Genomic DNA, 16,148 nt, shown 5'->3' on the forward strand with positions numbered 1-16,148 from the left:
GTTTTCCCTTGAGCCTTCCGCCTGCGTGTACTCTCATCGCGGCTCTGGTCGGTTAGATCCTTCCAGATCAATCATTCTTCTTTTCTCATGGCCACTCCCTCTGCTGTCCTCGTTGGTGGAACGATCGCGATCGACCACGTCAAAACCCCGGCGGCGGAAGCGGAGAATCTGCTGGGTGGCTCGGCTTCGTATGCCGCCTTGGCCGCGTCCTATTTCACCTCGCCCGTCCACCTCGTAGGCATCGTCGGCCAGGATTTCCCACCGCAGCACCTCACGATGCTGGAATCGCACGGCGTGACCCTCGATGGCGTCGAGCGATCGCAAGGAGACTCCTTCGCCTGGTCCGGCGAGTATCATGAGAACATGAACGACCGCACGACCCACAGCGTCTCGGTCAATGTGCTCGAGGACTGGGAGGTCAAGGTGCCCGCCGCGCTGGCCGCCAGCCCGATCGTCGTGCTCGCGAACATGTCCCCGGACAACCAGCTCCAGTTGCTCGACCAATGCACCGCGCCGGAGCGGTTCGTCGTTGCGGACACCATGGACCTCTGGATCAACATCGCCCGTGGGCGCCTGCACGAGGTCCTGAAGCGGATCGATCTGCTGGTTATCAATGAAGGAGAAGCCCGCGATTTCATGGGGACCTCCAACCTGATCCTGGCGGGTCGCCGCCTTCTCGAAACCGGCCCCCGCAATGTGGTGATCAAGCTTGGCGAATTCGGAGCCATGCTCTTCTCCGAACAGGAAACCGGCTCCGCCGATTGGGCGCTTTCCGAGAATACCTTTTTCCGCTGCGCCGCTTTCCCGCTTCGCGAGGTGGCCGATCCCACCGGGGCTGGCGACACCTTTCTGGGCGGTCTTGCCGGCCATTTGGCTTCCACGGGCAAAACCCGTTTCGGCTTCGAGGACATCCGTCGCGCGGTCGTCCAGGGTTCCGTGGTGGCATCGTTCACCTGCGAGGCATTCTCCACCCGCCGTCTGGAGACGCTCGATACTGCGGAAATCGCCCGCCGTCTCGATCTCTTCAAGCGTATGAGCGATTGGTGAATTCAGGGACACGCTTTGCGGATCGCAGTTGCATGCCTAAAAAGTTTTGCGGTGTCCTCAATTTCGGCCTTCCGGCCTCCCGGGAAGCTCCCACGGCATCCCTAACAAGGAGGATTTTTGCCTTTTGCGGCATAAATTTTTAGGCTCGTTCTTCAAAATTTGTATGATTGTAACCATCTTAAAATAAATGGTTTGTATTCAACTGGGCTGTTGGGGGGCCTAGGGTTCCTAAAATGCACCCGGAAATCCGCAGAATTTCCTTGCGCAGAGGACCCGCTCCCTGTTCTTTGGCTACGAAACCTACTGCTCCGTGGTCGCCGTGTGCGTGACGATTGCGTCACGGGCCCACTGGGTTAAATCCTCGACGTCCCTCCAAACCGACCTTAAATCCAACCCGTCATGAAACCATTTCACTCCTTCGCCATGCTCGCCGCGATCGCCGCGGTCGGTCAGGCATTTGCTGTTGACGCCACCACCACGCCGGTTGGCTATGAATCCCTGCCTTTGACTGCAGGCTTCAACTACGTTGGCCTGCGTCTGCAGTCGCCGGTGGTTGTTGCTGGCAAGCTCACGGCGGTGACGGCAACTTCGATCAGCGATTCCAGCGTGAATTTCGGAACCCTGCTGACCGGAACCTCCACTTACATTCTTGAAGTGACGAACGCCAATGGCGTCACCCAGGAATTCTTGGGTTCGAGCGCGAGCGGCAGCACCATCACTCTTCCGGTGGACCTGACCTCCAAGGCTGCGGTCAATGACTCTTACAAGATTCGTGCTGCGGCGACCCTCAATTCCGTCTTCGGTGCCAGCAATTCCGCTGGGCTTGGCACGGGTTTCTTCGGTCCCGGCACGGACTTGGTTTACCTTCCGAACGGTGCGGGTGGTTTCGACCAGTATTATTATGACGATGGCCAGGCAACTTGGGCGGACATCAACGCCAATCCGGTGAACGGTGCTCAGGTGGCAATCCCATACAGCGATAGCGTTATTCTCAGCCTTGGCGCCCCGGTTAATCTGGTTGTCAGCGGCGAGGTGAAGACGACCGCGACTGCCTACGCCCTTACTGCGAATTCCTTCAACTACACCGGCAGTGTTTATCCCGCCGGCTCGACCCTTGCGTCGGCCTTTAACGCGGCTCTGCCGAACATCGACAAGGGCTTCTTCGGTCCTGCGGGCGACATCTTCTACGTTTCGAACGGAGCGGGTGGCTTTAACCAATATTACTACGACGATGGTCAGGCCTCCTGGGCCGACATCAATGCCAATCCGGTGGATGCAACCACCATCTCCCTGCCTTCCGGTGTTGTGATCTACAACGATGGCGCTGCTGCCAACCTTGTGGCTTCCGCTCCGGCCAGCTATTCCTCCCTCTGATTTTTACGAAGCCAACATTCCAAGCGATTTTTGATCTATGAAATTAACCGCCTTTTTTGCCGCCCTTGTGGCTACCGTTTCGATGGCAAATGCCGCTGTCACGGTGACCGTTCGTAACTTCAGCAGCGCTACCGTGGGTGTTCCGATCGTGAACTCCGCTGGCGTGCCGCTTGACCAAGGTCAGGCCTTTGCTTCTGCCGGTATTTTCACCTCCGTGCCGAATTTCAGCACCGCGACTGCCGCTCAGATTCTTGCCGCATTCACTCCGCTTGACTCCACTCCGGTGGCTTTGAATGCGACGTTCGACGGTCTGTTCAGTGCTGCTGACATGAGCGGTGGTGCCTATCCCGGTGGTTTCTCCGGTTCGAACGCTTACATTGTTGTGGGTAACAACGCGACCCTCGCGAGCTCCACCGCAGTTGCCGTCTATTTCGTGTCTGGCAACGTGTTCACGCCTGTTGACGGTGTGGGTAACGCCAGCGTGACCCTCAGCGGCACCACCACTGCCGGTTGGGTGTATGGAACGCTTACGCCTGTGACCGTGCAGCCGAGCTTGGCGAATGCGGCGTTCACCACGGGTGTCCAGCTGATTTCCGCTCCTGTGCCGGAGCCTTCCGCCGCCCTCTTGGGTGTCTTTGGCGCTCTTGGCCTTCTCCGCCGCCGTCGCTAATACGGTTTCTGAGAAGAATTTTCAAAAGGGGCGGGTTTTACCCGCCCCTTTTTTTTGGCGAAAGAGAAGGAAAGAAGAGAAGCTCGAATCATTTCGTGGGAATTCGTTTCCGGAGTGGCGCGTTTCGGCGGCTGTTGCCCCAATAGTCCCACTTGAATCGAGATGAGAAGCCGGTAGCTTGAATCCAACGGATCAGATGCGAAAGGAAACCTTGTTGATGGGGGCGGGAGGGCTTGTGGTGGTCGTCACTGGATTCTATTTCCTGCGACCTCCAGCCACGGAGGTCAATTCAGGCAGCGGAGTGGCAGCGGATGGTCATTCTGCCGGGCGACCCAAAGCTGCAGCCGCTACCGAGACCCAGCCTCGGCCGCTGGTAGGAGGGAAACTGGTGGTCGTGGAAGGGCGGGTGGGACCCAAGGCAAGCCAGGGAACAGTCAGGCTGAAGCGTTTGGACGGAGCCCTCATTTCCGCCCAGGAGCTGACCATTGAAGAAGATGGCGGAGTCATCTTGATGGCCCCGGTGACAGTAGTAATGGAAAATGGAGGAGAAGCCATTCTGCGGGAAGGCTCCGTGACGGTGGACTTGGATGGCCTGATGAAGCCCTCGGGTGGAAAATTCGAAGTGGTCCGGCAACCAGCGAACCATAAGGGCGCCCCGGGCAAAGCTCCCGAGCTCCCGGCGCTGCCGCCATTACCTGAAAAGCGTTCGGAGTGACGGCTTCAACCCATCAGGGGTCTTCATCTTCGTGGTGCCCTCGCCCGGGGCCCCGGCTACATGGAGATCAGTTCAAGGAGTCGATTCGAAGGGATCGGCCTTGCGGAGGTGAGAATATCTTCAGGAGGTGGCGGCAGATTCACCCAGCTCCGGCAGCCACCGTATTTTGGAGCATAGGGGAATTCCCAAGGTTCGGCGAGTTGGCTGACTTGGACGAGCGCCACGTGGATGCTGCCTGCTGTCATGCCTTTGCCTTCCCAGTCGAAGCGCTCGCGGACAAGGTCGGGAGCATAGATGTGATAAGGTGCCAGAGCTTCGACCTGCGACCAATCGGCCAAGGTCTTCGCCCAAATGGCTTTGGCGTGGTGCGTGATGCGAACGAGGTCGCCGGGCTGCCACTCGGGCATGGGACTCACCGAGCCCTCGGTCACATGATCGCCCTGGGCATGGAATCGGGTCGGGAAGAGAAAGAAGGATTCGTGGGCGAAGGAAAAACCGGCGCGCCCTTCATGAATGCCACCCTTGCGCAGGATTACCGTCTGGCGGCCGGACGCGAGCGCGTCACAAACCACCTGCCATTCCTTGAAGCCGATCGCGTCTGACATGGGTGAAGACTCCGGAATCCGGATTCCAGAATCCAGAGAAGAAATCGGGGATGGGTAGGGGAGGATGTGCTCTGGACTCCGGAGGGCGGGGCTACTAGCGTCCCGCCCATGTCGAACGTCACCACCCGCTTTTTCCATACGGGAAGCGCCACCGATCCGATCCGTTTACGCGACGGCGGAGAGATGGAGGAGGTGACGCTGGCCTATGAAACCTGGGGTGAACTGAATGAGGATCGTTCCAATGCGATCCTGCTGTTTCACGCTCTTTCCGGTTCGCATCATGCCGCCGGCTTCAATCCGGATATTGAGGCGATCAACGGCATCTGGCAGCCGGAGCTGCATGAAGGCTGGTGGTCCGACATGATCGGGCCGGGCCTCGCGCTCGATACGAACCGCTATTTCATCATCTGTGCCAACTACCTCGGCGGCTGCTATGGTTCCAGTGGCCCCGCGTCGTTGGACCCGGAAACGGGCAAGCCGTGGGGCTCCAGGTTTCCTCATGTGACTGCCGCCGATCAGGTGGAGATCCAGGCCCGCTTGCTGGACGACTTCGGCATCGGGAAACTGGTGGCCGTGATCGGACCTTCCGTCGGTGGCCTTCTGGCACTGGCCTTCGCCACAAGATTCCCGCACCGCGTGGCAAACGTGGTTTCCATCGCTTCCGGCTATAAAACCACGGTGCTCAACCGTCTGGTGCTGTTCGAGCAGATTCTCGCCATCGAGAACGATCCGAACTTCAATGGCGGTGACTACTACGAAGGTGCTCCGCCGCTCTACGGCCTGGCACTGGCCCGTATGATCTCCCACAAGACCTTCGTCCACCTCGATGCGATCGAGCGCCGCGCCCGTCAGGACGTGGTGCAGCCGGATGACGTGCTGGCATGGTACCGTGTGCGGGACCAGTTTCAGAGCTATATGCTGCATCAGGGGAAGAAGTTCGTGAAACGCTTCGATGCGAATACCTATCTCCGGATCAATGACATGTGGTCGCGGTTCGATGGTGCGCAGGAAGGGGATGCCGGTTCTCCGGAGGATCTTTTCGCCCGGGTGAAGGATGCGGGCCAGAAGTGGCTGGTTTTCTCCATCGACTCGGACTTCTGCTTTTATCCCGAGGAGCAAACGGAACTCGTCACCCACCTTGAGAAGGCCAAGGTGGATGTGATGCACATCACCGTGCATTCGGACAAGGGTCACGACTCGTTCCTGCTGGAACCGAATCTGTACACGCCCCATATCGCGTGGGTGCTGGGTCGCGCCTGAGCAGACCCGGTTCGGTGGAAGAGCTGCTGCAACACATCCCGCTTCCACCAGGAGAGCGTTGGGGTGGGTTGTGCCTTCGTTCCTCTCCCGCGAAATGCCGCATGTTCCTACGTAAAAACCAGTTACGTGATGGGATATACGCGATCTCGTTAAGCTTGCTTAAGGATTTTTAATTGTGCGCCGACCTGTTGTGGCCGATTTTGTGCCCGCGCGATTCGGCCTCCCAAGTCCCCCACATGGCGGGCCGCCGTTCAAAGTTCACTCCCCCTCCCTATGAAAAATATCTCCCTCGCGGGACTACTGTGTCGTCGTGCCCTCGTTCTGCTGGCCCTGACTCCGGCAGCCATGGCGGCCACCGTGTTCACGGAGAACTTCTCCAGCACGACCCTCGTTGACAAACCGAACTCCTATTTGGGCGGTTACTATGGCAACCCGGTGAATTTCGGTGAATGGGCCCGCTCTGGTCCGACCATCAGCCTGTCTTCCGGCACGCTCCAGGTCTCCAGCGACAGCGGCTACCGGGGTGCGGCGATCCTGCTTTCCCCATCGCTGTTTCCCTCCGCCGGAGCCTACACCCTTTCGTTCGATGTCGTCAGCTACACCGGTGATGCCAATGACACGGCCACCGTGGCCGTCTGGCAGGGTTCCGGCTACGATATGAGCCGCTCGAGCGGAAATGCGCTCATCCTTCACACCCAGACCGGCCAATTGCAGGCCCTCGGCTCGGCGAGTTCCAGCATGCTGGTTTCGGGCAGCTACAATGCCGCGGCAACCGGGGTGACACTCGATTTCAACTACGATGGAGTTAGTACTGTCGCTCTGTTTTTCGGAGCGACCACCGGTGGTTATCCGTTCCCCACGGTGCGGTATGACAATATCTCCGTGACCTCGAAGGCTGTGAGCGCGGTGCCGGAACCTTCGGCCGTGGCCATCCTTGCGCTGCCGCTCGGGCTCGCCCTGTGGCGCCGCAACCGCCGCGCCTGAGCTACAGCCTCCATCGTGCGAAGGGAGCCTCCAGAGTGCAGGCTTCCGCACTCTCCAGTACGCGTGAGCAGGTCAGCCACCCGTCCCGGATCTCCACGCAAGTGGCTTTGCCGGGAGGGAGGAAGGCACCCGTATTGATCACCAGCCTGCCGCGTCGCTGCCAGATTCCGCCGAGGTGGAAATGGCCGATGACGACGATCTCGGCCTTTGGGAAAAACTGCTCTGCGAATTCGGCGGCAGCACCTCCCTGTGAAAGCCACGCGTAAAGCATGTTGAGCGCCCGTTGCGGCGGGTGGGCCGCTTCCCAGACGCGCTGCCACAGCTTCTTGCCCTTTGGGAACACCCGCGGCACCAGATTGCGGGCGATTTCCCGCGCCAGCCGGAGCCGTTCTCCGGCATCGCACGCGGCGGCATGATGTTCCCGCCAGAGACGGCGGATCATCTCCTGGCCATGGATCGCTTCCCGGCTCCAGGGCGAGCCATCGAAGAACAATGCGTCGCCGTGGGTAATCAGGATACGACCACCGGCCAATTCCAGCCAACCGGTGCCCGGCCAGCCCGGATCATGGTTCCCGGAGAGGAAGACCGGCTCGGCACCTTCCTCCGTGCAGATCGTCCGCAGTTCTTCCAACATCTTGGCCGACCGCTCGCGGAATGGAATCGCCAGCTCCTGCCACGTGTCGCCATTGAAAATGACCGTGCCCGCTCCAGCGATGAGCGGCCGCAGCGATTCCACCTGTCCGATCCGTGACACACGGTGACCCAGGTGCAGGTCGGACAGGATGCGGATGGGTTCCTTCATTTGCCGCCGCCCCGGCGCTGGCGGACGGCTTCGTAGAGGCACACTCCGGTGGCCACGGAAACGTTCAGGCACTCGACTTTCCCGGCCATCGGAATGGAGGCCAGGAAATCGCAATTCTCCTCGGTCAGGCGGCGCATGCCTTTCTCCTCCGCGCCCAGCACCAATCCCAGCGGACCCTTCAAATCGAGCTCATAGATCGATTTGTCCGCACGGTCGGAAGTGCCTACCAGCCACAGCCCGCCGGCTTTCAGCTTCTCCATCGTGCGCGCCAGATTGGTGACTTGCACGAAGGGCACATGATCGGAAGCCCCTACTGAAATCCGGCGGACGGTATCGGTGATGCCCACCGCCTTGTCCTTTGGCGCGACCACGGCATGAACGCCCGCGCCATCGGCGGTGCGGAGGATCGCGCCGAGATTGTGGGGATCCTGCACACAGTCGAGGATCAGGACGAACGCATCCTTCTTGTCCGCGAGCAGGGCGTAGAGATCCTCTTCATCCATCGAGGGCGTGGTTTCCTCGGTTTCACGGACGTGGCGGTTTTCGCGTGCCTGGTGTTCGTGGCGGCCGGGGCCGCGCGGACGTTGCTTCATGCGCGCGAGCATGGGGAGGCGGGGGAAGCCGGGCAATCCCGGATCGGTGGATGCGTTCATGACTTGCCGAAAAACGCGGGACCGGCGAGGATGCGGGAAACCGGAAATCTCATGAAACTGGACGACCTGCGGGAGAGCGAGAATGTGGATGACAATCGGGGTAGGGGCGGTGGCCGCGGCGGACTGGCCCTGGGAGGTACGGGCACGATCATCGTGGTCGTCATCCTGCTGCTGATGGGGAAGGACCCTCGGGCGCTCCTCAATATGGCGGATCAAGGCGGGCCGGTTGCCTCCGCTCCGGCTTCACCAGCGGATGAAAAGATGGTGTCCTTCGTGAAGAAGGTGCTCGGCAGCACCGAGGATGTCTGGACCGTGGAGTTCCAGAAGCTGGGCCGGAACTACGACAAGCCGCGCCTCGAAATCTTCACCCAGCGCACCCAGTCCGGCTGTGGCCTGGCGGATGCCGGGATGGGTCCCTTCTATTGTCCTGCCGACCAGAAGGTGTACATCGATCTCTCCTTTTACCGGGAGTTGAAGGAGCGCTTCGGCGCGCCCGGGGATTTCGCCCAAGCCTATGTGATCGCCCATGAGGTCGGCCATCACATCCAGCACGAGCTCGGCTTGTCCCGGCCGCTGGACGAGGCGCGGTCACGTGGTGCCAGCCAGTCCGAGCAGAACGCGCTCTCCGTGCGCCTGGAACTCCAGGCCGATTTCCTCGCAGGCCTGTGGGCGCGCAAGCAGGATGACAAGAACAAGTTCCTCGAACCCGGGGACATCGAGGAGGCGATGCGCTGTGCCCAGGCGATTGGCGATGATACGCTGCAGAAGCAGGCCCAAGGCCGGGTCGTGCCGGATTCCTTCACCCACGGTTCGTCCGCGCAGCGGGTGAAGTGGTTCATGAAGGGCTACCAGACCGGAGATATCCGGCAGGGCGATACCTTCAGCGCGCGGGATTTGTGAGAGGCGGACCTACCGCTCGATGCTGAAGCCGCGCACGCCTTCCAGCAGCGGAATGCTTTCGCTGCGGACGTGTTGGATATGGTGCGCCACAGCGGACTCCTCGGTGATCTCTTTGAGGAAGTCCTCGAGCTCGTCCTTCTCCCCCATCATCTGCATCTCCACCGTGCCATCGGGAAGATTCCGCACCCAGCCGCAGACTTCGAAACCGCGGGCGAGATCCTTGGTCGTGTAGCGGAAGCCCACACCTTGGACGCGGCCTTCGAAGATGACGCGTTTGGCAATCATGAGGGGCCAGCGTGGGTGTAGGCCGCGAGCCCGTCGAGGAACATCTGCACCGCGATGAGGATGAGCAGCAACCCCATCAGCCGCTCCAGCGCGGCCGTGCCCTTGTTGCCCAGCAGCTTCAGGATCAGCGGTGAGATCAACAGGATCAAGGCGGCTGCTCCCCATGCGATGCCGAGCGCCAGCGCGGATTGCGTGCGCTGGTCGGGATATTTGTTCGCGAGCAGCAACAGCAAGGCAATGGACGAAGGACCTGCGATCAATGGCACGGCGAGAGGAACGATGAACGGTTCGTCGGTGGTCGCATCCGTCAGCATCGACTTCGCGGGAAAGACCATCCCGAGCGCGATCAGGAACAACAGGATGCCACCCGAAATGCTCAGAGTCGCCGGGCGTACTCCGAGAACCGAAAGAATGGTCGAGCCCGCGAGCAGAAACCCCAACAACACGATGAGGGCGAAGATCAACTCGCGGATCATCACGCGCCGCCGCTTCTCCGGGGCCACCTTGGCGAGAATGGTGTGGAAGATCACCATGTTGCCGAAGGGATCGAAGACGAGGAACAACGTGAGGGCGGTGGCCGCGAGATTCATGACGATGATGGAAAAGACAAAACACCCGTGGCCGCGGAGCCACGGGCGGGATACAAACGAACCGAAGAAAAAAGCTGTGGCGGCTCAACGGCGACCCGCCGGTTTTGCCGCCGGTTGGGCTCCCTTGAACGGGTTGTCTTCCGGCTTGAAGGGCGCGATCTTCAGCTTGCTGCCGAAGATGTCGTCGGCCGTGCCTCCCTTGACGCTGGTGTAGGAAATCGGAGCGCTGCGCTTGCCGTTGGAGTCGTAGGTATAGACCAGATAGCGGACCGGCATCTCCTTGCTCGGATTCTGTGGATCGAGGCGCTTCACCCGCGAGTCGAACATCTGCTCGGCCACGAGCTGGCCGTCACTCTTGCGGTAGCCGTAGCTGACCTTGAAAAGCTCCGTGCCCAGTCCGTCGAAAATCTTGCAGCTGATCGGGTTGGTGTTCGCATCCATCCGATAGATGGTGCGGAGCTGCACGTCCCCCCGCGGCGAGAGATTCCGGGTTGTGAGCGTCTTGTTGTCCGGGCTGCGTTCGAAGACGGTTTTCGAGCCATCGTCCTGACGCATCACGCGGACGTTCGGGCCGTCCACCGCGTCGATGCCTTTCTCGGCGGAGAGGCCCGTGCCTGCCGCTGCGAAAACCAAAGCGAGAACCGAATTCCGGATTGTCAGGCTCATCATGGAGCGCAAGCTAGAGGGAGCCGGGTGTTAGGGCAAGCGGCAGTTTTTCGCATGAAATGGAGGATCAAAGGTCGCGGATTGGACCTCTCGCGGGGCGTGGTGATGGGGATTTTGAACGTCACTCCGGACTCCTTTTCCGATGGCGGACGTCATGCCGCCGTGGAGTCGGCGCTTGAGCATGCACGCCGGATGATCGCGGAGGGCGCGGAAATCATCGATGTGGGAGGTGAATCGACCCGTCCCGGAGCGGCGGAGGTCTCCGCGGAAATCGAAATCGCCCGGACCACACCGTTGATCCGGGCGCTGCGGCGCGAATGGGACGGCTTCATTTCCATCGATACCTGGAAGGCGGCCGTGGCTGCGGAGGCCTTGGCCGCTGGTGCGGACATCGTGAACGACATCTCCGGACTGACCCGGGATCCCGGCATGCCGGATGTATGCCGGACCAGCGGCTGTGGCGTGGTGGTGATGCACATGCAGGGCACCCCGGGAACGATGCAGATCGCTCCACATTATGAGGACGTGGTGGAGGAAGTCCGCGCCTTCTTTGCGGAACGGCTGGAGACATTGGCGGCGGGAGGATTGGACCCGGCGGCCTTGTGCTTCGATCCCGGCATCGGCTTTGGGAAAAGCCATGAGCACAATCTGGCTTTGCTTCGGAATCTCCCGCGCCTTGCACCGGATGGCTTCCCGCTGCTGCTGGGAATCTCCCGGAAATCCTTCATCGGGCGCATTCTGGGCAGCAGCTACATCGGAGAACGGGACTGGCCCACGGTCGCGATCACCGCGTACACCCGCAGGATGGGCGTGATGCTGCACCGCGTGCATGAGGTGCGGCCGAATGTCGAGGCGCTGCGGATGATCGAGGCCATTCTCGGCCCGCAGTGAGTGGCCGGAGGATCTCCCGTCCGTTCAAGGAGCGGGCTTCTGGCTGACGGCGTAGCGGTATTTCACCACCGCGTCCACCAGACCGGCGGCCACCGCAGTGCGATAGTCGTCGTTTTCGATCAGGCGTGCCTCGTAAGGATGCGTCACGAATCCGCATTCCACGAGAATGGCGGGATGAAGCACACCGCTGAGTACGCTCCAACGGGCGCGCTTGATGCCGCGGTCGAAGGTGTTGGTGCCGAGCCGGCGCAGTACGGACCCATGCGCCGCGGTCGCCAGCGCGATGTTGGCGGAGTCGTGCTCGTTGCCATTGAACATGCTGTAGTCGCTCGACTTCAGGCCCTTGCCGTAGTGGGCCACGCCTTGCGGGGAAAGTGCGAAGGTCTCGATGCCACGGGCGGCACGTCCGCCGGAATTGAAATGGATGCTGATGTAGATCGCGTTTTCCTTCACCGCATTGGCCACGTTCACCCGCTCCTGGAGCGAGAGATACACGTCGCTGTTGCGGGTCATGACCACCTTGAAGCCTTTGGCCTCCAGCATGGTCTTGACCTTGGAGGCGACCATCAGGGTGTAGCCGGCTTCAGTGCCGAGTGGATTGGTGGCGCCGTTGTCCTTGCCGCCGTGGCCGGCATCGAGGATCACCGTGCGGAAATCACCGCCGTTCTGGATGTAGTTCGGACGCAGGACCGGGTCGATGAGTTTCGCCAGATCCATCCGTGAAACCACGGCCTTCGCGCCGGAAGTGGCGACCGGATAGCTGAAGACGAACTTCACGCCGTTCATCACGCATTCCTGTGAGCCGACCTTCAGTTCCATGATGACCTTCGCATTCTCCAGCCGGATGGCATCTCCGGTACGGGTCATCTTGCCGAAGTTGTAGAACCCCTTCAGGCTGTCCACCGTCACGTAGTCGCGGTCATTCATCTTGATGACCTCCCATGGGCCTTGCATCTCGGCCCGTGCGGATGGGATGAATCCCAGCAACACGGCGGCCGCAAGGCAGCAGGGCTTGATGGCGGAGAGGAGGGATTTTCGCGGCATGGCGGCAGGGATTTTCGCGATCGTCGCTGAGGGGCCGTATACGCCGATTCCCCGGCCATGACAACGTCATTTCCGCGGTCCTTCGGATGAACGAAACAACAGGTCAGGGAATGCCATCCAGCTCTCGACTTGGCAGCGGGCCGTCGCCTAGGCTGCCCTCATGCTGCATATCGAACCCGTTTCATCCGTCCGCGCCCGCTGGGGCGAGGGTGCGATCTGGTGGAAAAACGCTCTCTACTACGTGGATATCGAGGGCCACCAAGTCCATCGCTACGATCCCGCCAGCGGTGAGGAACGCTCTTGGAATGTCGGCCAGCGGGTCGGCACCGTGGTGCCAAGGGACGGCGGCGGACTAGTCATCGCCGGAGATCATGGATTGCTTTTTTTGACCGAGGAAACCGGTGAATTGACCCCCATCGCTGATCCGGAACCTGACAAACCGGACAATCGCTTCAACGACGGCAAGTGCTCCCCGGACGGCCGCTTTTTCGCTGGAACGATCAGTTTGGTGAAGAAAACCGGGGATGCCCGGCTCTACCGTCTCGATCCGGACCTGTCCCTGCACGAAGCCTTCGGGCCGGTCACGAATTCCAATGGCATCGTCTGGTCCGGTGACAGGAAGACTGTCTATTATATTGATACGCCACGCCGCGAGGTTCTGGCCTTCGACTATGACAAGGGCCATCTCCGGAACCTCCGCAGCGTGGTTTCCACCGAGGCGATCGACGCTTCTCCGGACGGCATGACCATCGATTCCGGGGACCGCCTGTGGGTGGCCTTTTGTCACGGCGGCTGTGTGGTCTGCTACGATCCGACGACTGGCGGGGAAGTGCGCCGCGTGGAGATCCCCGCTCTGGAAACCACCTCCTGTGCGTTTGGTGGACCGGGTCTGGCGGATCTCTACGTCACCACCGGCATTCACAAATCCGTGGAGGAGGAGCACGGCGGCCGCCTGTTCGTCGTCCGCGGGCTGGGGGTGAAGGGCGTGGAGGCCAATGCCTTTGCTGGATGAGGTCAACTCATCACCCAAGCTCCTACCGATGATTTTGCTTGATGTCTCGCGCTGAAAAAGCGGTCTTAAACCCCGATTTCCAAATTTTCCCAAATCCATGAAGAAGGTTTCCCTCATTGTGACCCTGATGGCCTTGGCCGGTCTGGTGGCGTGCAAGCCCTCCGGCTCCTCCGGAAAAACCCGCGTGGCGGTGATCCCGAAAGGCACCACCCACATCTATTGGAAGTCGGTTGAAGCCGGTGCCAAGAAGGCTGCGGACGAGCTGGGCATCGAGATGACCTTCATCGGGCCGCAGAAGGAAGACGACCGCTCCCAGCAGATTGACTTGGTTCGCAACCAAGCCCTTCAGAACGAAGCCATCGTCCTCGCCCCGCTGGATGCCACCGCGCTTCGTGACGCGTCCAAGGAAGTGGCGGACTCCGGCAAACCGGTGGTCATCATCGACTCCAGTCTCGCGGACAGCGCCTCCTTCATCACCAGCTACGTGGCCACGGACAATGTCGAGGGCGGCCGCATCGCCGCACGCCGCCTCTCCGAGGTGCTCGGCGGCAAGGGCAAGGTCGCGGTGCTCCGCTACATGCAGGGCAGCGCTTCCACCGAGGACCGTGAAAAGGGATTCTTGGAGGAAATCAAGAAATTCCCAAATATTGAGGTGGTCAGCTCGGAGCAGTTCTCCGGAGCTACGGCCAGCACCGCACAGGACACCGCCACCAATATCCTCACCCGCTTCGCGGAAGGGGATGCCCTCTCGATCCAGGGCATCTTCTGTTCGAACCAGACCAACACCTTCGGGATGCTCCAGGCGCTGCGTGGCAAGAACGTCGCGGGCAAGGTGAAGTTCGTCGGCTTTGACTGCGATGCCACCTTCTTGGATGCGCTCAAGAAGGGCGAGATGAACGGCACCATCCTGCAGGACCCCGTCAACATGGGCTACCTCAGTGTGAAGACCGCCGTGGCCAAGCTCCGTAATGAAGCGGTCAAGCCGCTGATCGACACCGGCGCGACGCTGGTGACTCCGGAGAACCTTTCCGATGAGAAGGTGGCCGCCCTGATCAAGACCCAGGTGCCCTGATTGATCCCCTTTCGGATCTGGTCGAATCCCCGGCATTCATCCATCGTCGCCCGATGTCGAACGAGTCCCATCCGCGTCTGCTGATGCGTGGCATCCGCAAGACCTTTGGTTCCACCATCGCGCTCGGGCGGGTGGATCTGGAGGTGCTGCCGGGTGAGGTTCATGCCCTTGTCGGCGAGAATGGCGCGGGGAAGTCCACCCTGATGAAGGTGCTGTCCGGCGCGCACTCGCCGGACGAGGGTGAGATGCTTCTCGATGGCCAGCCATACTCTCCGCGTAATCCGCTTGAGGCGCGCGCGCGTGGAGTGGGGATGATCTATCAGGAGCTTTCGGTGGCTCCCCACCTGACGGTGGAGGAGAACATCGTGCTCGGCATGGAGCCCGTGCTCGGTCCTTTCGTGGACCGCCGCACGATGCGAGCCAAGGCCTTGGAAGCGCTGGCCCGCTTCGACCATCCGGATCTCCGTCCGGACATGCGCGCGGGGGATCTCTCCGTGTCCGCCCAGCAGTTGATCGAAATCGGCCGCTCGCTTGCAATGGGCTGCAAGCTGCTGGTGTTCGACGAGCCGACCTCATCGCTTGCCCAGAAGGACATCGAGCGCCTGTTCCAACTCATCGACAAGCTCCGCGACCAAGGCATCTCCATCATCTACATCTCCCACTTCCTGGAGGAAGTGAAACGCCTCGCCAGCCGCCTCACGGTCCTGCGTGACGGCTCCGTGGTGGGCACCCGTGATGTGGCCACTTCATCGCCGGATGAAATCGTGTCGCTCATGGTGGGCCGCGACGTGGAGGACCTCTATCCGCGCACGCCGCGCACGCCCGGCGATACGCTCCTGAAGGTGCAGGGCCTCGCCGGAAACAAGAAGCCGGTCTCGGCTGGATTGGAACTCCGCCGTGGTGAGGTCGTGGGCATCGCGGGTCTCGTCGGCTCCGGCCGCACCGAGTTTGTGCGCGCGTTGTTCGGCCTTGATCCGATCCGTTCCGGTGAAGTGGTGATGGCCGGCGCCTCTGGCGCCGCCAACCCCCGCAAGCGTTGGGGACAGGGCATGGGCATGCTCAGCGAGAACCGCAAGGAAGAGGGCCTCGCATTGAATCTTTCCATCGCCGATAACATCACAATGACCTGTCTGGAGCGGTTCGGCTCGGCGGGCAGCGTGATCCCGTCGAGGCAGAACGCCGCTTCGAAGAAATGGATCGAGCGTCTCGGTATCAAGTGTCAGGGACCGTCGCAGAAGATTGGCGCTCTCTCCGGTGGAAACCAGCAGAAAGCCGCCTTCGCGCGGTTGCTCGAGCATGATGTCGACGTGCTGCTTCTCGATGAGCCGACGCGCGGCATCGACATCGCGGCGAAGGCGAAGATCTACGAGGCCATCAATGAGATCGTCACCGATCCGGTGCGCCCACGGTCCGTGATCATGATTTCCAGCTACCTGCCGGAGCTGTTCGGCACCTGCGACCGCATCGCGGTCATGAGCCAGGGCCGCCTGACCCGTGCCGTGCCGGTGGCCAATCTGAAGCCGGAGGACGTCATGCGCGTCGCCACCGGCAAAGCCGATGACCTTCCCGGTTGAATCC

The 16,148-nt window shown here is 61.1% G+C and carries 18 protein-coding genes; 11 read left to right on the forward strand and 7 right to left on the reverse strand.

Annotated elements, in window-relative coordinates; translation table 11 throughout:
- Positions 1-87 precede the first annotated feature (87 nt).
- The 4 genes from KBB96_RS18845 to KBB96_RS18860 all read left to right on the forward strand — a co-directional run bounded on the left by KBB96_RS18845 (position 88) and on the right by KBB96_RS18860 (position 3,806).
- Positions 88-1,047 carry a PfkB family carbohydrate kinase gene (locus tag KBB96_RS18845; RefSeq protein ID WP_211631044.1) on the forward strand — a complete coding sequence of 320 codons (960 nt, stop codon included), beginning with the start codon at positions 88-90 and terminating at the stop codon, positions 1,045-1,047.
- A 399-nt stretch (positions 1,048-1,446) separates the two neighbouring features.
- A complete protein-coding gene (locus KBB96_RS18850) occupies positions 1,447-2,421 on the forward strand; it encodes a hypothetical protein (RefSeq protein WP_211631045.1) in 975 nt (324 codons plus the stop codon).
- Between the two features lie 37 nt (positions 2,422-2,458).
- A complete protein-coding gene (locus tag KBB96_RS18855; RefSeq protein WP_211631046.1) occupies positions 2,459-3,091 on the forward strand; it encodes a hypothetical protein in 633 nt (210 codons plus the stop codon).
- Positions 3,092-3,287: 196 nt separating this feature from the next.
- Complete coding sequence (locus KBB96_RS18860) at positions 3,288-3,806, forward strand: hypothetical protein (RefSeq protein WP_211631047.1); 519 nt, start codon at positions 3,288-3,290, stop codon at positions 3,804-3,806.
- A gap of 56 nt (positions 3,807-3,862) precedes the next feature.
- On the opposite strand, the gene KBB96_RS18865 is transcribed toward KBB96_RS18860, so the two are convergent.
- Positions 3,863-4,411 carry a DUF1802 family protein gene (locus tag KBB96_RS18865; RefSeq protein WP_211631048.1) on the reverse strand — a complete coding sequence of 183 codons (549 nt, stop codon included), beginning with the start codon at positions 4,409-4,411 and terminating at the stop codon, positions 3,863-3,865.
- 108 nt (positions 4,412-4,519) lie between these two features.
- On the opposite strand from KBB96_RS18865, the gene metX reads away from it, so the two are divergent.
- Complete coding sequence (gene metX / locus KBB96_RS18870; protein WP_211631049.1) at positions 4,520-5,671, forward strand: homoserine O-acetyltransferase MetX; 1,152 nt, start codon at positions 4,520-4,522, stop codon at positions 5,669-5,671.
- 273 nt (positions 5,672-5,944) lie between these two features.
- Entirely contained in the window at positions 5,945-6,655 is a 711-nt protein-coding gene (locus tag KBB96_RS18875) for a PEP-CTERM sorting domain-containing protein (RefSeq protein ID WP_211631050.1), read from the forward strand.
- A gap of 1 nt (position 6,656) precedes the next feature.
- Here KBB96_RS18875 and KBB96_RS18880 read toward each other — a convergent pair whose 3' ends face one another.
- Entirely contained in the window at positions 6,657-7,457 is an 801-nt protein-coding gene (locus KBB96_RS18880; RefSeq protein ID WP_211631051.1) for a metallophosphoesterase family protein, read from the reverse strand.
- Entirely contained in the window at positions 7,454-8,110 is a 657-nt protein-coding gene (gene rlmB / locus KBB96_RS18885; RefSeq protein WP_226373586.1) for a 23S rRNA (guanosine(2251)-2'-O)-methyltransferase RlmB, read from the reverse strand. Before rlmB ends, KBB96_RS18880 begins: the two co-directional genes overlap by 4 nt.
- 51 nt (positions 8,111-8,161) lie before the next feature.
- Between rlmB and ypfJ the strand changes: the two genes are divergently transcribed.
- Positions 8,162-9,010, forward strand: a complete 849-nt coding sequence (ypfJ, locus tag KBB96_RS18890; RefSeq protein WP_211631052.1) for a KPN_02809 family neutral zinc metallopeptidase — start codon at positions 8,162-8,164, stop codon at positions 9,008-9,010.
- Positions 9,011-9,019: 9 nt separating this feature from the next.
- Here the strand turns inward: ypfJ and KBB96_RS18895 are convergent, their stop codons facing one another.
- The 3 genes from KBB96_RS18895 to KBB96_RS18905 form a co-directional block, all read right to left on the reverse strand.
- Complete coding sequence (locus KBB96_RS18895; RefSeq protein WP_211631053.1) at positions 9,020-9,295, reverse strand: acylphosphatase; 276 nt, start codon at positions 9,293-9,295, stop codon at positions 9,020-9,022.
- Entirely contained in the window at positions 9,292-9,885 is a 594-nt protein-coding gene (locus tag KBB96_RS18900; protein ID WP_211631054.1) for a YhgN family NAAT transporter, read from the reverse strand. The genes KBB96_RS18895 and KBB96_RS18900 overlap by 4 nt, the downstream gene beginning before the upstream one ends.
- Before the next feature lie 84 nt (positions 9,886-9,969).
- Positions 9,970-10,554, reverse strand: a complete 585-nt coding sequence (locus KBB96_RS18905) for a hypothetical protein (RefSeq protein WP_211631055.1) — start codon at positions 10,552-10,554, stop codon at positions 9,970-9,972.
- 51 nt (positions 10,555-10,605) lie between these two features.
- On the opposite strand from KBB96_RS18905, the gene folP reads away from it, so the two are divergent.
- A complete protein-coding gene (folP, locus tag KBB96_RS18910) occupies positions 10,606-11,442 on the forward strand; it encodes a dihydropteroate synthase (protein WP_211631056.1) in 837 nt (278 codons plus the stop codon).
- 24 nt (positions 11,443-11,466) lie between these two features.
- Here the strand turns inward: folP and KBB96_RS18915 are convergent, their stop codons facing one another.
- Positions 11,467-12,486 (reverse strand): N-acetylmuramoyl-L-alanine amidase family protein, encoded by a 1,020-nt coding sequence (locus KBB96_RS18915; RefSeq protein WP_211631057.1) that lies wholly within the window; start codon positions 12,484-12,486, stop codon positions 11,467-11,469.
- A gap of 160 nt (positions 12,487-12,646) precedes the next feature.
- On the opposite strand from KBB96_RS18915, the gene KBB96_RS18920 reads away from it, so the two are divergent.
- The 3 genes from KBB96_RS18920 to KBB96_RS18930 all read left to right on the forward strand — a co-directional run bounded on the left by KBB96_RS18920 (position 12,647) and on the right by KBB96_RS18930 (position 16,144).
- Positions 12,647-13,498 carry an SMP-30/gluconolactonase/LRE family protein gene (locus KBB96_RS18920; RefSeq protein ID WP_226373587.1) on the forward strand — a complete coding sequence of 284 codons (852 nt, stop codon included), beginning with the start codon at positions 12,647-12,649 and terminating at the stop codon, positions 13,496-13,498.
- Positions 13,499-13,595: 97 nt separating this feature from the next.
- Positions 13,596-14,570, forward strand: a complete 975-nt coding sequence (locus KBB96_RS18925; RefSeq protein WP_211631058.1) for an ABC transporter substrate-binding protein — start codon at positions 13,596-13,598, stop codon at positions 14,568-14,570.
- A 53-nt stretch (positions 14,571-14,623) separates the two neighbouring features.
- Positions 14,624-16,144, forward strand: a complete 1,521-nt coding sequence (locus KBB96_RS18930; RefSeq protein WP_211631059.1) for a sugar ABC transporter ATP-binding protein — start codon at positions 14,624-14,626, stop codon at positions 16,142-16,144.
- Positions 16,145-16,148: the final 4 nt, after the last annotated feature.

The organism is Luteolibacter ambystomatis (genome assembly GCF_018137965.1).
Lineage (GTDB): Bacteria > Verrucomicrobiota > Verrucomicrobiia > Verrucomicrobiales > Akkermansiaceae > Luteolibacter > Luteolibacter ambystomatis.

Excerpts from the sequence above, each read along its gene's own strand:
- KBB96_RS18845 (WP_211631044.1), top strand. The coding sequence starts at position 88 with ATGGCCACTCCCTCTGCTGTCCTCGTTGGTGGAACGATCGCGATCGAC.
- KBB96_RS18850 (WP_211631045.1), top strand. The coding sequence starts at position 1,447 with ATGAAACCATTTCACTCCTTCGCCATGCTCGCCGCGATCGCCGCGGTC.
- KBB96_RS18855 (WP_211631046.1), top strand. The coding sequence starts at position 2,459 with ATGAAATTAACCGCCTTTTTTGCCGCCCTTGTGGCTACCGTTTCGATG.
- KBB96_RS18860 (WP_211631047.1), top strand. The coding sequence starts at position 3,288 with ATGCGAAAGGAAACCTTGTTGATGGGGGCGGGAGGGCTTGTGGTGGTC.
- KBB96_RS18865 (WP_211631048.1), bottom strand. The coding sequence starts at position 4,411 with ATGTCAGACGCGATCGGCTTCAAGGAATGGCAGGTGGTTTGTGACGCG.
- metX (WP_211631049.1), top strand. The coding sequence starts at position 4,520 with ATGTCGAACGTCACCACCCGCTTTTTCCATACGGGAAGCGCCACCGAT.
- KBB96_RS18875 (WP_211631050.1), top strand. The coding sequence starts at position 5,945 with ATGAAAAATATCTCCCTCGCGGGACTACTGTGTCGTCGTGCCCTCGTT.
- KBB96_RS18880 (WP_211631051.1), bottom strand. The coding sequence starts at position 7,457 with ATGAAGGAACCCATCCGCATCCTGTCCGACCTGCACCTGGGTCACCGT.
- rlmB (WP_226373586.1), bottom strand. The coding sequence starts at position 8,110 with ATGAACGCATCCACCGATCCGGGATTGCCCGGCTTCCCCCGCCTCCCC.
- ypfJ (WP_211631052.1), top strand. The coding sequence starts at position 8,162 with ATGAAACTGGACGACCTGCGGGAGAGCGAGAATGTGGATGACAATCGG.
- KBB96_RS18895 (WP_211631053.1), bottom strand. The coding sequence starts at position 9,295 with ATGATTGCCAAACGCGTCATCTTCGAAGGCCGCGTCCAAGGTGTGGGC.
- KBB96_RS18900 (WP_211631054.1), bottom strand. The coding sequence starts at position 9,885 with ATGAATCTCGCGGCCACCGCCCTCACGTTGTTCCTCGTCTTCGATCCC.
- KBB96_RS18905 (WP_211631055.1), bottom strand. The coding sequence starts at position 10,554 with ATGATGAGCCTGACAATCCGGAATTCGGTTCTCGCTTTGGTTTTCGCA.
- folP (WP_211631056.1), top strand. The coding sequence starts at position 10,606 with ATGAAATGGAGGATCAAAGGTCGCGGATTGGACCTCTCGCGGGGCGTG.
- KBB96_RS18915 (WP_211631057.1), bottom strand. The coding sequence starts at position 12,486 with ATGCCGCGAAAATCCCTCCTCTCCGCCATCAAGCCCTGCTGCCTTGCG.
- KBB96_RS18920 (WP_226373587.1), top strand. The coding sequence starts at position 12,647 with ATGCTGCATATCGAACCCGTTTCATCCGTCCGCGCCCGCTGGGGCGAG.
- KBB96_RS18925 (WP_211631058.1), top strand. The coding sequence starts at position 13,596 with ATGAAGAAGGTTTCCCTCATTGTGACCCTGATGGCCTTGGCCGGTCTG.
- KBB96_RS18930 (WP_211631059.1), top strand. The coding sequence starts at position 14,624 with ATGTCGAACGAGTCCCATCCGCGTCTGCTGATGCGTGGCATCCGCAAG.